General features: G+C 70.7%; 9 protein-coding genes. 3 read left to right on the top strand and 6 right to left on the bottom strand.

The genetic code is table 11. From position 1 onward, the window contains the following. Nucleotides 1–128 precede the first annotated feature (128 nt). The 3 genes from FEF34_RS42425 to FEF34_RS02015 all read right to left on the bottom strand — a co-directional run bounded on the left by FEF34_RS42425 (nt 129) and on the right by FEF34_RS02015 (nt 2,301). Complete coding sequence (locus FEF34_RS42425; protein WP_138051581.1) at nt 129–389, bottom strand: DUF5958 family protein; 261 nt, start codon at nt 387–389, stop codon at nt 129–131. Continuing rightward, nucleotides 275–985, bottom strand: a complete 711-nt coding sequence (locus tag FEF34_RS02005) for a hypothetical protein (RefSeq protein ID WP_234042221.1) — start codon at nt 983–985, stop codon at nt 275–277. The genes FEF34_RS42425 and FEF34_RS02005 overlap by 115 nt, the downstream gene beginning before the upstream one ends. A 392-nt stretch (nt 986–1,377) precedes the next feature. Then, nucleotides 1,378–2,301, bottom strand: a complete 924-nt coding sequence (locus FEF34_RS02015; RefSeq protein WP_138057226.1) for a GNAT family N-acetyltransferase — start codon at nt 2,299–2,301, stop codon at nt 1,378–1,380. A gap of 1,196 nt (nt 2,302–3,497) precedes the next feature. Between FEF34_RS02015 and FEF34_RS02025 the strand changes: the two genes are divergently transcribed. From FEF34_RS02025 to exaC, 3 genes are all read left to right on the top strand, one after another. After that, entirely contained in the window at nt 3,498–4,781 is a 1,284-nt protein-coding gene (locus FEF34_RS02025; protein WP_234042222.1) for a GAF domain-containing protein, read from the top strand. An 822-nt stretch (nt 4,782–5,603) separates the two neighbouring features. Beyond that, nucleotides 5,604–7,388 (top strand): VanW family protein, encoded by a 1,785-nt coding sequence (locus FEF34_RS02030; protein ID WP_138051582.1) that lies wholly within the window; start codon nt 5,604–5,606, stop codon nt 7,386–7,388. Nucleotides 7,389–7,594: 206 nt separating this feature from the next. Further along, on the top strand, nt 7,595–9,118 hold the full coding sequence (gene exaC / locus FEF34_RS02035) for an acetaldehyde dehydrogenase ExaC (RefSeq protein ID WP_138051583.1): 1,524 nt from the start codon (nt 7,595–7,597) through the stop codon (nt 9,116–9,118). 252 nt (nt 9,119–9,370) lie between these two features. On the opposite strand, the gene FEF34_RS02040 is transcribed toward exaC, so the two are convergent. From FEF34_RS02040 to FEF34_RS02050, 3 genes are all read right to left on the bottom strand, one after another. Next, the gene (locus tag FEF34_RS02040) at nt 9,371–10,354 is read right to left on the bottom strand and encodes an MBL fold metallo-hydrolase (RefSeq protein WP_138051584.1); all 984 of its coding nucleotides are present in this window, start codon (nt 10,352–10,354) and stop codon (nt 9,371–9,373) included. A gap of 430 nt (nt 10,355–10,784) precedes the next feature. Further along, the gene (locus FEF34_RS02045) at nt 10,785–11,525 is read right to left on the bottom strand and encodes a hypothetical protein (protein WP_138051585.1); all 741 of its coding nucleotides are present in this window, start codon (nt 11,523–11,525) and stop codon (nt 10,785–10,787) included. 177 nt (nt 11,526–11,702) lie between these two features. Next, nucleotides 11,703–14,378: a helix-turn-helix transcriptional regulator gene (locus FEF34_RS02050; RefSeq protein ID WP_171052782.1), complete on the bottom strand. Its 2,676-nt coding sequence runs from the start codon at nt 14,376–14,378 to the stop codon at nt 11,703–11,705. Nucleotides 14,379–14,832: the final 454 nt, after the last annotated feature.

Here is a 14,832-nt window from a genome sequence, read left to right on the forward strand (position 1 = left end):
CTCAGAAGACCCGGTGGACTCCGTCATGCTCCACATCCGGGGCTCCGGCGACGACGTGCTGACGCCCGTCCTCCGTCTTGCCGAGGCTCTGCGGTGCAAGGCGCTCGACTGCTCCGAAGGGGACCTGATCACTCCGGGGCAGACGTCGGGCCGGCACGCCTTCCAGCAGTTCCGCGATCGAGTGGTGGGACCCTCCCAGTGGCCCTGCGGCGTTCGTCGAGCGGCTCGAGAGCGGCGATCTTTCCCATTAGCTCGTCGATCCGGCCTCGTGAGATCAGCACTGCGGGCCAATGCGTCGGGCGCAGACCGGCGCGGCGGATGCTCGCTGGTGCGTCCTCAGCGACGGCGCGCGCCTGGACGCAGTGACGGCGTAGGAAGGTGCGATCCAACTGCCGAACTGGCCGCCGACCGCGATCTTGACGATCTTCTGGGCCTGGCCCTCATCGATGCCGTTGTAGGCGAGAAACCACCGGAGGGCTTGCATGCAATGCCCGTACCATCCGCTCTCGGCCTGGGTGCGGTCAGCCACCACGGTGACCAGGCGCGTGCACGCTCGCTCCCAGTACCAGAGGTCCGTCGAAGTCACCGGGGTATTGTCCGGTGGAGCCAAGGCCGCGAACCGCTCCGCCAGGTCCTCCAGCCAACCACGCCATTCCCGAAGGGCCTCAACGACCAGCGGGGCGGTCGCATCCGGGGTCGTCACAGAGTCGGACGCACAGCACCACACCTCGACGACGCCCCCGTCGACGTCACCCTCACCGACCGACCAGTTCCATCCGCAGGCCCATCGGCCGTACCGGCCCGTCAGGAACTCGGTGATGGGATACAACGAACGCCAGCGATCCTCGCGAGCGACTTCAGAGCTGGGCAGCAACGGCGCGACAAGGCCCACCAACTCCTCCGCAGCATCGGCGTCCATCTCGAACGGATGTCGAGCCGGATCCACATCTGCCCACGTCAGGGTGTGCGCCCACAGTTCACTCACCGTCCCACTCTGCCTTGCGCAGCCACCCTGACTCCACTCCATTCGAACGGCCGCGCCATCAGAGGGAAACGATCTTCGGGTAACCGAGAAACGATCTACGACCGCTTCTGTCCCTCCTGGTCGGGCCCACTCGTGAACACCCCTGCTCGGGAAACGAAAAGCCCAGCTCACGCAGACGGGGCGAGCACGCTGCGAGGCGTTGCTCCACCGAAGCGGCATCGGTTCGAACCAGGACGTCCTCACGCAACGGGGCCCCGCTGGCTACGAAGGTCCACGCCTTGCGCCTCTCCGCCATCCTCTCGGCGTCGGCCTTGACCAGCACCGTCACGCCCTGTTCAGCCAATGCTTCCACGATGGGCGGGGGCGCCGTTGTGGGAGCCCCCGCGCCTCGGTCAGTTCCAGGTCATGTTGATCTCGCGTTCGAAGTTGGCGTATCCAGCGCGCCGGAAGGCATTCGCCATCGGGACGTTGCCCAGGTCTGTGGACGCGCGGATGCGGGGGACGTCTTGCTCGGCAAGGACGCGGGTGCCCTCGGCGAGAAGGTCGTCGATGTAGCCATTGCCGCGGTGCGCGGGGAGGACCGCGATGTAGGCGATGATCGCGTTGTAGCCGTTGTGGGCCGGGACGACGAACCCCACTGGTTCTCCATGAGGCAGCGTTGCGATCCGCCACCAGTCTCGTGGGCTGGTGTAGCGCGCCAGTTCGTCCTCGTAATGCTTGACGGCCGCCTCTTGGGCGGACATCCGGGTCAGGTCGTCACGGCCATGTGCGTCCAGCGTCCCGTCCATAACCGAGGCCATCAGCGCCACGAGTTCCTTGGCATCGTGGACCGGCCGGAACGCGAGGCGCCCACCGGGATCAGGAACTGGCGATTCCGGACGCCATTCCAGACGCAGCCGTTCGACGAACAGCCGGGCACCAGTTCGTTCCAGTACCGTCATGCGATCCTCGATGACTTGCCTGGTTACCGCGTTCTCACGCCAGTCTGGCGGGACGAAACGGCTGTACTCAGGAGGACGCGAACCGTTGGGGAGGGTCGCGGCCATCGCTGTGCGCAGCAGTCGCACCCCGGTGTCCACGCGACCGGGAGCCGAGGCGCTGTCGTCGATGTCGAGGACATCCAGGATGAGCGGCGCGTCACTACCCGGCCGGCACCACCAGGCTGCCCTGGCCAGCAGGCGGTCACCGCGCAGGGCGACCCACATCCATTCCGGACGTCGACGGGCGGTGGCCAGGTCGTCGGCCAGTTCCTCGTCGAGGATGTAAGGCAGTTGGGAGAACAGGTCGAGTTCTTCGCGTCCGGTGATCGGACGCATGGTCAGGTTGTTCATTTTCACGGTCAAGGCACGCTCCGTTGAAGGCGCCCGTCCGCACCGGGGTCAGACGCGGTCCGCGCCCCGGGAGGACACAAGCGCGGTGATCATGGGGATCATGGGCTTATCCCTCCTCTCGCTGTCGTGGTCCCTCACCCTTGTGGTGGGGCTTCCGCCGTAACGTCTATCCAAGCGCGGCCCCGTCCGCAATCCCTTTTCGATCACCTTGCTTCCGACGGTGCCCAGGGCGTCCGGGGTCAGCGGTACGTTCCGATCACTGTGGTTCGTGGTGCGGGAAGACGGCTCACGCGGCCTGTCCCGGCGGCGGATTCGCGGAGTCGGACGCCTCGGCGCGAGCGGCAACGACGCCTGGCGCGTCGGACCGCTGACCGCCGAGGACATGGACCGGGACGCGGCCTCGCCGCATCGACGCCGCCGACCGCACACGCCGTCCCCGTCGACGCCGGCGCCTCACCGGTGCTGCCTCCCGGACCCGAGCGGCAGCTGCGGGCCTTCCTCGACGCCGTGGCGGACGCACTGCCGCGGACTCCCGCCGCCCCGCTCGCCGCAGGCTCCGGGGCGTTCGCCGCGGAGAAGCCGCAGCACCTGCCCGAGGCTCGTACCCGGGCGCAGGAGGTGGCGGCCGGTCATGACGCGGGCGCACGGCTGTCGTTGCCGACCCGGAGGCACTGGAGTTCCTGGCCGCGGACGCGGCCAGTACGGGCGCGGCGGATGCCGGCGGAGGCGCTGTCCGCGGGCCGTGGGCGGCGGGACCTCGGGACGGGCGCCCCGGCCGGTTCCGCGGTCGGCCCCACGGACGCGTACGCGGCTGCAACGGCGAGGGTCACGGCCGGACTCACCGCCGGGCTGTCGGTGGGGCAGGACGCGGTGATCCTGGCCGCGACGGTCTTCCGCAGGCGGTCGCCGAGCGGCTCGCGGCCGGGGTCGGGCGGGCTTCGAAGTCGCCGTACGTGCCTGGCGGTACGGCGGCGCGGCGGGACTGGCCGTACTGGACGGCGGGCCCGTCCCGGAAGACATCCTCGCGCGTGCGGCGGCGCACCTGCGCCGCGCCGAGGACCGGGCCCGCCTCGTGCGCAGGGGGCGCCGGGGAGCCGTGACGGTGCGCCGTCGGTGCGTGGCCCTTGTCGGGGGCGCCGGGCCGCACGACGATGGGCACGGACGCGGACCGGGAGGCCGAGTTGACGGACCCATGGGTGGCGCTGGAGCCCGGGGGCGACGCCGGGCGGCGCGTCGATGTGCTGCGCCGGGCGTACGAGCACTTCACGACGGCCGGCCGGGTGGAGGCGGGCGTACGGCCCGTGGTGGCCGAGTCGTGGCGGCGCTCCGCGCGGGCCAGGGTCGCCCCGGAGGGCCGGGCGAGCGTGGAACTGGGCGACGACGAACTGGCCGTCTACCGCGAGGGGCATCCGCTGTCGCGCGTGATGCCGGTGATCCGGGAGCTGACGGGTGCGTACGCCGTCGACGGCGAGCACCTGGTGGCGGTCTGCGACGCACAGGCCAGGCTGCTGTGGGTCGAGGGACACCGCGGGGCGCGGGAGCGGGCCGGGCGGATGAACTTCGTGGAAGGGGCGCGCTGGGCGGAGGCGGTGGCGGGGACGAACGCGCCGGGCACGGCACTCACGGTCGACCGGCCGGTGCAGGTGTTCTCGGCGGAGCACTTCCAGCGCCCGGTGCAGGAGTGGACGTGCGCAGCGGCCCCGGTCCACGACCCGCACAGCGGCCGGTTGCTGGGCGCGGTGGACATCACCGGCGGGAACCGTCTGGCGCATCCCCACAGCCTGGCGTTCGTCGGAGCGGTGGCGCGGGCCGCCGAGTCGCAGCTGGCGCTCCTGTCGCCGCGGCCCTCAGGCGACGCGGCGCAGTTGACGGCGCTGGGCCGGGACGAGGCCCTGCTGGTCGCGGAGGGCCGCAAGCTGCGGCTCAGCCGGCGGCACAGCGAGATCGTCGTGGTCCTCGCCCACCGCCCGGAGGGGCTGAGCGGCGACGAGCTGCTGCTGGAGCTCTACGAGGACGAGCACATCACCCCGGTCACGCTGCGGGCCGAGATGTCCCGGCTGCGCGCTCTGCTGGGCCCTCGGCTGCTGGGGTCCCGGCCGTACCGGCTGGCCGTGCCGGTCGACACCGACTTCGGCACGGTGGGGCGCCGGCTCGCGTCGGGCGCGGTCGCGGCGGCGCTCGGCGAGTACACCGGGCCGCTGCTGCCCGCTTCGCGGGCGCCGGGAGTCGCCCGGCTCCGCGAGCAGCTGCGGGACCAGCTGCGCACCGCCCTGATCGCCCGCGGCGACCCGGGCCTGCTGGCGGACTGGGCCTACAGCCCGTGGGGCGAGGGCGACCTCCCCGCGTGGCGGGCCCTGGCCGCCGTACTCCCCGAGGGCCGGCGCGCCGCGGCGCAAGCACGGGCCAGCGCTCTGGACCGCGAGTACGGGAACGGGGCGCGTGCCGGCTTCGGGGGGCGGTGGTGACGGCGTCGGGCACGGCCTCGTCCGTGGGCTCCACCGGCCGGCCGCGGCAGGGGGACGTACGCCCACGCCCTCCCGCGCGGCGATGCCCCCGTACCTGAAGAACCGGGCGCCGGTCGCCGGCGTCCGGGTCGAGTACAGCCTGGCCGGCGGAGCGCACGGCCGACCGTGAACTGCTGCCGATGACCGAGGCGCCGGACCTCGGCACCGCCCTGCGGTCGCCCCTGGGCGGAGGGCTCCTGCCCGGGAAGCACCGGCGGGGCACCGAGGACCGGCTCAGCGACTGACGACGCTCGTCCACACCGAGTCCAGCGACCGGAAGACGGCGGGCGCCGACACCGTCCTCGCGATCGCGGAGGAGACGGGGCCTCACCCGCTCAGGTGTCGGTCGCCTGACCGACGGAGCGCGCCGCCCGGGCGACGACCTCGTACGTCCCGACCACCGGGCTCCGGAACACCCGGCGGCTGGAGGACTGCCTCGGCGCCCGCGAGGTGGGCCCGGCCGAGGACGGTTACGACCGCCTCGCCGAGGTGAGCGCCGTTCCGCTCGGGGCCCGCACGAGGCGAGCGCCGGGGTCCGGGACGCGGTCCAGGGCGGGAACGCGCCTCCCTCGTCACCGCCCCGTGGTACCCGTGGCCTGACCTGCGGTTTCCGGCTCTCGGGCGAGGGCCGGACCACTCGAGGAGTGGTTCGTGAAAACAGTCACATTTAGGTCGTTTTTAGCCCGTTTTAGTGGATGGTGGTAAGTCCGACCACGTTCACCGGGCTGTACCGGCGGCCCGCCGGGGCACCGTTGCGACCGGCCGACGCCGAGAGGGAGTCTCATGGCACGCGGAACCCGCGCAACGGGCAACCGGCGGTTCGCTCTGCCCATCGCGGGCGGGGCGGTCGTCCTCGCCGCAGGCGGTCTGTACGCGGCGGGGCTGGCGGCCGGCGACGTCCCCGACGGCACCCGGGTGCGGGGCGTCGACATAGGCGGGATGAGCCGGCCGGAGGCCCGGCGGACCCTGGACCGCGAACTCGCGGGCACCTTCGCCGCCCCTCTCACGCTGAGGATCGGGGACCGGGTGGAGAAGGCCGATCCCGCCGCGCTCGGTCTGTCCGTCGACACGGCGGCGACCGCCGGGAGCGCCGTGAACGAGTCGCTCGACCCCGTCAGCGTCATCGGGAGGCTCTTCAGCGCGGAGAACCGCGACATCGAGCCCGTGGTGCGCGTCGACGAGGAGAAGAACCGGGACGCCGTCGCGCGCATGGGCGCGGCCGCCGAGCGGAAGGTGCGCGACGGCGCCATATCCTTCGAGAACGGCCAGGCGACGGCCGTCTCGCCGGTCACCGGCACATCCCTGGTGAAGGACCGTGCCCCGGACGCGCTCCGGGACGGCTACCTGCGCGCGGACCGCTCGCCCGTCGTGATGCCCGTGAAGCGGACGCCGCCGCGCACCGACCGCGCCGAGACCGAGCGGGCCATGAACGACTTCGCCCGGCCCGCGATGTCCGGCCCCGTCACGCTCACCCTCGACGGCAGGGCCGTCACCGTCGGTCCCTCGGCTCTCGGCCGCCATCTGACCGTGCAGCCCGGGGCCGGCGGCCGGCTCAACCCCGTCCTCGACGCCAAGGGGCTGCTCGGCGACCCCGAGGTCTCCGGTCAGGTGCGCCAGGCCGCGCAGGGTCCGCGGAACGCGGTACTCGGGCTCGACGGCGACCGGGTCGTCGTGACCGAGGAGGCCCGGGTCGGCCACGAGGTCGAGGAGCAGGCGCTCGGCAGGGCCGTGCTCCCCCTGCTGACCCGCGAGGGCGCGGCGCGCACCGCCGAGATCCCGGCGAAGGCCGTCCAGCCGGAGTTCACCGGCGAGTCGGCCGGCCGCCTCGGCATCAAGGAGAAGGTCTCCTCGTTCACCGTCGAGTTCCCCGCGGCGCCCTACCGGGTCACCAACATCGCCCGCGCCGTGGAACGCATCGACGGCTCCGTCGTCCTGCCGGGCAAGGAGTGGAGCTTCAACGGCACGGTCGGGGAGCGCACCAAGGAGAACGGCTTCGTCGACGGCATCATGATCAACGACGGTCGGTACGTGAAGTCCCCCGGCGGGGGCGTCTCCGCCGTCGCGACGACGATGTTCAACGCCGCCTTCTTCGCGGGCGTCAAGCCGGTGGAGTACGGGGCCCACTCGTTCTACATCGAGCGCTATCCGGAGGGCCGCGAGGCCACGGTGGCGTGGGGCACGCTCGACATGCGCTGGCTCAACGACTCGGGCAACGCCGTCTATGTGAAGGCCGAGTCCACGGACACCTCGGTCACCATCTCGTTCCTCGGCACCAAGAAGTACGACGAGGTACGCGCGACCAAGGGACCGCGAACCAACGTCAAGGAGCCGGGGACCCGCAAGGGCAGCGGCCCGGGGTGCGAGGTCCAGACGCAGCTCGAGGGCTTCGACGTCGCCGTGGGGCGCCACTTCGTCAAGGACGGCCGCGAGGTCGGCCGGGAGAACTTCACGACCCACTACACGCCGCGCGACGAGGTCGTCTGCACCCCGGAGGAGAACGCACCGGAGGCGGGCCGCCCGGAGGAGAAGACCGCCGCCGAGGCAGCCGGCGCCACCGAGCCCCACTGACCCGGGGCGGCACCCCTGGCAGGCCCTCCGCCGCCGGGCCGGAGGCCGTCGCCGGGGGGCCGGCGGGCCGAGGGGCCGAGGGGCCGAGGGGCGGGGGGCCGGACAGAGGGGACGAGCGCAACGGGGTTGCAACGTCCGTCTCCCTAGGTTCGGCGTCGAACGCGCCGTCCGACGGCGGACGGCGGCGACCCCGGGAGGCCTCCGAGATGACCCGCTACGCCGCGCCCGGCACCGAGGGCGCGATCGTCACGTACGCGTCCCGCTACGACCACTGGATCGGCGGCGAGTCCGTACCGCCCACCCGCGGCCAGTACTTCGAGAACCCGAGCCCCGTCAACGGCAAGGCGTTCACGGAGATCGCCCGCGGCACCGCCGAGGACGTCGAGCGCGCCCTGGACGCGGCGCACGCGGCGGCGCCCGCCTGGGGGCGCACGGCTCCGGACGTCCGGGCCAACATCCTGCTGAGGATCGCCGACCGGATGGAGACCCATCTGGAGGAGCTCGCGGTCGCGGAGACCTGGGAGAACGGCAAACCGGTCCGGGAGACCCTGGCGGCCGACATCCCGCTGGCCGTCGACCACTTCCGGTACTTCGCCGGTGTGCTGCGCGCCCAGGAGGGCTCGCTCAGCGAACTCGACGACGACACGGTCGCCTACCACTTCCACGAGCCGCTCGGCGTCGTCGCGCAGATCATCCCGTGGAACTTCCCCATCCTGATGGCCGTTTGGAAGCTCGCCCCGGCCCTGGCCGCCGGCAACGCGGTGGTGCTGAAGCCCGCCGAGCAGACGCCCGCGTCGATCCACTACTGGATGGGCCTCGTCGCCGACCTCCTGCCGCCGGGCGTCGTGAACATCGTCAACGGCTTCGGTGTGGAGGCGGGCAAGCCCCTCGCGTCGAGCCCGCGGGTGGCGAAGGTCGCGTTCACCGGCGAGACCACCACGGGGCGGCTGATCATGCAGTACGCCGCGGAGAACATCAGGCCCGTCACGCTGGAACTGGGCGGCAAGTCGCCGAACATCTTCTTCGACGACATCTGGTCGGCCGACGACGACCTCCGGGACAAGGCCCTGGAGGGCTTCACGATGTTCGCCCTCAACCAGGGCGAGGTGTGTACGTGCCCGTCGCGGGCGCTGATCCAGCGCGGCCACTACAGCGAGTTCCTGGACGCCGGCATCGCCCGTACCGAGGCGATCGTCCCGGGCCACCCCCTCGACACGGACACGATGATCGGCGCGCAGGCCTCCAACGACCAGTTGCAGAAGATCCTTTCGTACCTGGACATCGGCCAGCAGGAAGGCGCGAAGATCCTCACGGGCGGCCGGCGCATCGAGTACGACGGCGAACTGGCGGGCGGCTACTACGTACAGCCGACGATCTTCGAGGGCGACAACCGGATGCGTGTCTTCCAGGAGGAGATCTTCGGTCCGGTCGTCGCAGTCACCTCGTTCGCCGACTTCGACGACGCGATCAAGACGGCGAACGACACCCTGTACGGCCTCGGTGCCGGTGTCTGGACGCGCGACGTCAACCAGGCATACCGCGCCGGCCGGGCGATCCAGGCGGGCCGGGTCTGGACGAACTGCTACCACGCGTACCCGGCGCACGCGGCCTTCGGCGGCTACAAGCAGTCCGGCATCGGCCGTGAGACGCACAAGATGATGCTGGATCACTACCAGCAGACGAAGAACCTCCTCGTCTCATACTCGCCGAAGAAACTGGGCTTCTTCTAGACGCCAAAAAGGGCGCCTGACCAGGCACTTCACCTGTCAGGCGCCCTTCCCGGCGCGCATCTAAGTCACGGGGTGAAGTGCAGAGGCGGGCGCAGAGGCCAGGCCCCAGGTAATGCGACACGACCTGCGGGGGACACGGTCTGTGTAGCAACAAGGATGAGAAGACCAGATGGTCCACCTCCCTCTCGTGGACGTCATGTCGCTACATCGCGCCGCCTTGTGAGGCGTCCTCCTTCGGCAGGCCCTTCACGGTTACGTGCTGCTGTGCTGGTGCTGTTCGGGGAGCAGGCTCTCGGGGTGCACCCACAGCACCACGTTGTCCAGGCGCCCGTCGCCGGAACCCCTGCCCTCCCTCCCGAAGAAGTCGAGGATGTCCTGCTCCGAGTGGCGCAGGCTGAAATGGGTCAGGACGAACAGGGTCTCGGGATGCGCCTCGACCACGGGGCGGAGGCGGCTCCAGACGGTGTGCCCGACCCGATCCGCCCGCTCCAGCTCGCTGTCGTGGAGGAATGTGCACTCGGTGACGATCACCGGATACGTGAACAACCAGGGGTTCCGTTCGAACACGCTGACGTGGGTATCGCCGAGGAAAGCGAACAGCGGCCGCAGCACCTCCTGTTCGACCTCGGTACCTTCCCTGCGTCGCTGCGCCACGATCCGCCCGAACTCCCCGCCCCGCCCCTCCTCGACCAGCAAGCGGCGCAGCTCCTCGTACTCGGGCCGCAGCGCCTTGCCGACCTCGGAGACGGCGTACCCCACGCAGGGCACCTTGTGCTCGCACTCCACCACCCGCACACGATGTGCCCGCCGCCCGAAGGTGAACTCGTCGCCCTGCCGTACCCCGTGCAACCGGTAGCCGCCGGCAAGGTCCGGGTCGTACCCCGCCCCGTGGTTCAGCTCCGCCGACGCCCGCAGAAAGGACTCCACGTAGGGCACGGCTCCGGCCGGCAGGTAGATGTCGGTACCCGCCCGGGAGGCGAGGAAGTCCAGGTCTTTTACGTGGTCGTGGTGGGTGTGGGTGAGCAGTACCGTATCCACCTGGCGTCCTTCACAAAGCCCCGCGTCCAGACTGCACCGCAGCTCGGGGATGTGGAAGAACGTCTTGTCGTTCGCACGCGAATAGCCTGTGAGGGTGAACGTGGTACCGGGTATCTTCCAGGTCTTCCACTGACGGAACGGATGTCCCCGTTCGAGCCGCTCGGGATTGCCTGCCGACGGCTTCGGAGCCTGCCTCATGGATGCGCCCTTCCAATACCCGGAGTGAACCGGTCCGTCCCCTGGCGGACCACGGACGGCCGATCGTAGCGAGACCGCCAGAATGGACACCACGCATATCTGCACCAGCCGCCACCCACGTCGGGTCTCCCCGACGATGCCGCACGCACGCCATGTCAAGGGGCATGCTCATCTATCGACTGATTCACGAGCAAGATCGACAAGCGGCGGCGTGTGGCAGGATCGACTGTCAGTTTCCGAAGTTGCGTGCATGGGTGAGCGGGGGATTCGTTGCCGAGTGCAGGGAACTGCGGATGCCCTGACGCGTCGAAGTCGCCTGCGCTACGGTCGTTTTGGGCCGTAGTCGTGTGCGCGACGAGGGGGCTTCCGCATGGCAGATGGGCCGGGTTGAGCTGCCCCGCAAGTGCCTGCCTCACGGCCCTGGGGATCCTCACATCTGCGGCTGTGCTGTTCCTCTCGACCACGACGGGCAGAACTCCACATGGAATTGTCCCCATCCGCGGCTATCCAGATCTGGCCAGTGGTAGAGGCTCCGGCAGACGTGGTAGTTGCATCCGCCTGAAATATACAGCTCGGTCGCAGCAGCAGGCGGCCCGTCCTTCGTGACGGCGAATATATGCGGAGCGGCTTCCTTGAACGCCGCCGTGCTGCCGGTCAGAAACAGGGTCTCGGCGTGGACGTGCTGGTGTAGCAGGTTCCTGTGCTCCGGATTGCTGGGGGCCGCATAGTCGATCTCGGGGGTGTCGGCCGGCAGATCCCTCTCCGGCACGCTCGCTGTGCGCAGTTCGCGGGGAGCGTTCCCTGCACGAATGCGTGCCCGCAGCTTCTTCCATTGGGAGGGCCGGAACTGTACCGCCCGGTGGACCAACACAAGGTCGAGGGGCATCTCCTCCTCGTCGGCCCCCTCGAACTCCCCTGCCGGGGTGCGCGTCGGCAGGTAGACCAAGGACCGCGGGGATCGCGCCGCGAGCAGCCACAGAGCGCCGATACGTCGACCGTCTGCACGGTCCACATACATGTTGTATGAGTCTTTGAATTTGTAGAGTGCCCCGTTTCTCAGTGGTTTCGACGGACTGATCACTCTGTATTCCTCGTCCCCGAGTCGCACCTGCTGCACAGTGATCTTCAATCGCAGGCTGTCTCGTGTGAGGGCGGCCCTCGATGCAGTCATCCCATTGACTCCCTCTGTCGATTCGACCTCTCGCATCACTGTCCCAGCCGGAGACGAGGAAGGTCCCCGGGACGTAGATGGGGCCCGACATCTTCGCAACCCCCGCGGCCGACGCAGGAGGGGGCTCGTCCGGGGCCACCTTCTGCATCCCGCATCCGGGACGCGAGGAGTCGGGTCTCAGGCCGGATCGGGACCGGACCAGGCCTCTTGGGCCCTGAATGCCTCGACGAGTGACCGGCGGCTGCTCACGCCGAGCTTCCGATACACCTTCTGGAGTGTGTTGTCGACTGTTCTGCGCGACAGGAAGAGCTCATCCGCGATCTCGTTGCTGGAAAGCCTGCGTGCGGCGAGGAGGGCGATCTCCGACTCGCGCTCGGTCAGGGGGAGGCCGAACAGGGATTGCCCCTGGCGGTGTGCTCCGGGGAGGGTCCCCTGGACGCGGGTGGCGGCGGTCTGCGCCAGCCGATCGGCGTCGGCGGCAGCGCGATGCCTCTGGTCGTTCCGCAGCACCGCCGCGGCCTGGGAGGCGCTCTCGACGGCCAGCGCGTGGGCGCCGAGTCGGCTCAGCGTGGCGGAGACGGAAAGGAGACGGTCCGCATCCTCCGCTGCCACGGCCGCGGCGAACTCGGCACGTGCCGGGGCGAACGCTCCCTCCATCTGGGGGGAGAGCTCGCCCAGTTCGCGGGCCGCCTCGTCCGCGAGGCCGAATCGCGCGAGGTCGGTGAGCAGGAGGGTGCGCGAAGCGGTCTGGCCGGCGGCGTGGGCCGTCCGGACTGCCCTCCGCAGCACTTGTCGTGCTGCGGTCATATGGCCCCGCAGAGCCAGCAGCCACGCCTCGCCGAGCTGATCCTCCCCCGCGAGGAGGCCGCCGGGCGGGTGCTCCGCCGCTCTGGCCGCGGCGCGGGCCGCAGCCGGTTCGTCGCCAAGGGCCGCTGCGGCGGCCGCGATGCCGGAGTACGCCAGCCCGAGGACCTTGGTGTGCCCTGCCGACTCCGAACACGCGACGGCCTCGGCGAAGTACCTGCGCGCCTCGGCGGCCCGGCCCGCAGCCCAGGCGCACCTGCCGCGGTGGAAGGCGAGCCAGGTCGTGGTCAGCGGGGTCGATGCACCTGCGGCGGCCGTCACCTGTCCGGCGAGGGCCTCTGCCTCCTCCAACCGACCCAGCTCCACGAGGGCGTACACCCTCAGTACGTCCATCGCGTGCCGGTGCACCGAGAGGGCGCTTTGGTCCGCCGAGAGGAGGCTCCGCTCGCAGTGGTCAGCCGTGTCCAGCCCCTGGGCCGCCCGCCCCACGGCCGTCAGCGCCAGTACCCTCATGCTCAGGACCATGGTTGGAGAGCCGCTGCCGGTGGGTGAGTGGTCCGTCAGCGCGAGACCTGCCACGGGGTGCCCGGCCACGGCGATCAGGGCGCCCGCCACATCGCGCAGCACGGTGCGCTCGGCCGGGTCGACCAGGTGCGCACGGGCCTGCCGCCCGATCCGCAGCACCTCGGTGATCGGTTTGCCCGCCCAGAACAGGTTCAGCATCCTGGTACGTGTCGCGGTCGCGGTTTCGCCCCGGGGGGCCGAACAGGCCAGGCGTTTCAGTGTGGCTTCGGCCTGTCTCCAGTCGCCGAGCTGGAAGTGGCTCTCCGCCAGCATGTGGCGGGTCGCTGCCGAGTGCTGGTCCTCTGACAGGGAGGTCAGGAACGCGATGACCTGCTGGTAGTCGTGACAGCGACGGGCCAGCCCCGCCGCATGGGTCAGCAGGCCGGGTTCCGCGATGTCGACGGCCGCCTCCCAGACAGCGATCCGCAGCACGTCCCCCCTTCGTCGGAGGCCGCGACCTCTCACCCACTCGGCGTGCTCCCTGAGCAGCCTGCGGCGCCGCAACGCGCCCATCCGCGAACGCAGTACCTGTCCGTACACGGGGTGTGCCAGGGTGGCCTTCAGCCGTCGGCCGTCCTCATGGACCCGGATGGCGTTCGACGCTTCCAGTCTCTCCAGGACGTCGGCTCCCGCCAGCGCCCGCAACTCGCTCACTCCCACCGGCTCGGCGAGGGCGAGCAGGTCCAGAGCCGTGCGACCCGTCGGGCCCGCCACGGCGAGCCTGTCCTCCACGAGCCGGTCGAGTCGCGGTGTGCCGAACTCCTCAGGGCTCGTCGCCCGCCAGAGTTCCCCGTCGTGGGTGAGCCGCCCCCGGGCCAGAGCGCCGCAGACCAACTCGTAGAGGTAGAGCAGGTTGCCGCCGCTGGCCCCGTACAGGTACCGCACGGTCTGCTCCCCGACGGTGCCGGACAGTACGTGCTCCAGGACTGTACGGGTTCCGGCGCTGTCGAGATCGCCCAACTCGACCCGGACCAGTGTGCCGATCCGCTCCCGGACCGAGACGGAGCAGTTGCGGGGCACGCCGTCCTGGAACGTCGCGAGCAGAAAGGCGTCGCCGGCGTCGAGCAGGCGACCGATCACGAACATCGACGTCGCGTCGAGGAGATGGAGGTCGTCGACGAACAGCAGGTAGCGGCCCGGTCCGGAGCCGAGCGCCGCCCGGACGCTGCGGTAGGCGGAGACCGGATCGCAGGGTACGGCCTCCGCGGCCGTGAGGTGGGCGAGCGCGCCCAGCGGTATCTCGCGCGCATGCGCGGTGGCCAGGGCCCGACCGCCCCGGTGCCCCGCGCGCAGCGCGTCGGCATAGCACTCCTCCGCCAAACGGGACTTGCCGACACCGGACGGCCCCTCCACGACGAGTCCCCTCACGGTGGGATCGTCCAGCGCATCAAGGAGCGCCTTGCGGTGCGCCTCCCTGCCGACGAAAGGCCACACCGCTCCACCGGGCGCCACCGGGTCCCGTTCCTGCATGCCGTAGACAGCCATTCTGATCCTTTTTCCTGTCTTGCCGCAGCCTGCCACAGCCGTCCGCGACACGACCAGTGAGGCCCGAGGGGTGGAAGGAGTATCCGCCGGCCGACGCGGCGGAACGCGTCCCACCCGGACGCGCGGGTCGAGCAGAGTCGGCCGGCGTGGCCGTGGTGCGGGGCAGGACGGGTAATTGTTGCTCTCCCGCCGCCGTCGGAGCCCGCAGACCATGGCTTCAGCACCGGCTTCCACCGCGACGGAACGGCCGGCGCAGGTCGGCTTCCCGAACCCACGCGAGGCACGGCGACGCTCGCACCTGCGAGAGCGCCCACCAGGCGCTTCGCCGTCCGTTCCGCTCGCGCGCCTCGCGGGCTGGGATTCCGCGGGACGGCCGGCCTGGCGAGAAGCGGAACCGTTCGATGGAAAGCCCATGACGTTTGACGGGAGAACAGTGTGAGTCCACTGGACAGAC

Origin of the sequence: Streptomyces marianii (assembly GCF_005795905.1) — a bacterium.
GTDB lineage: Bacteria > Actinomycetota > Actinomycetes > Streptomycetales > Streptomycetaceae > Streptomyces > Streptomyces marianii.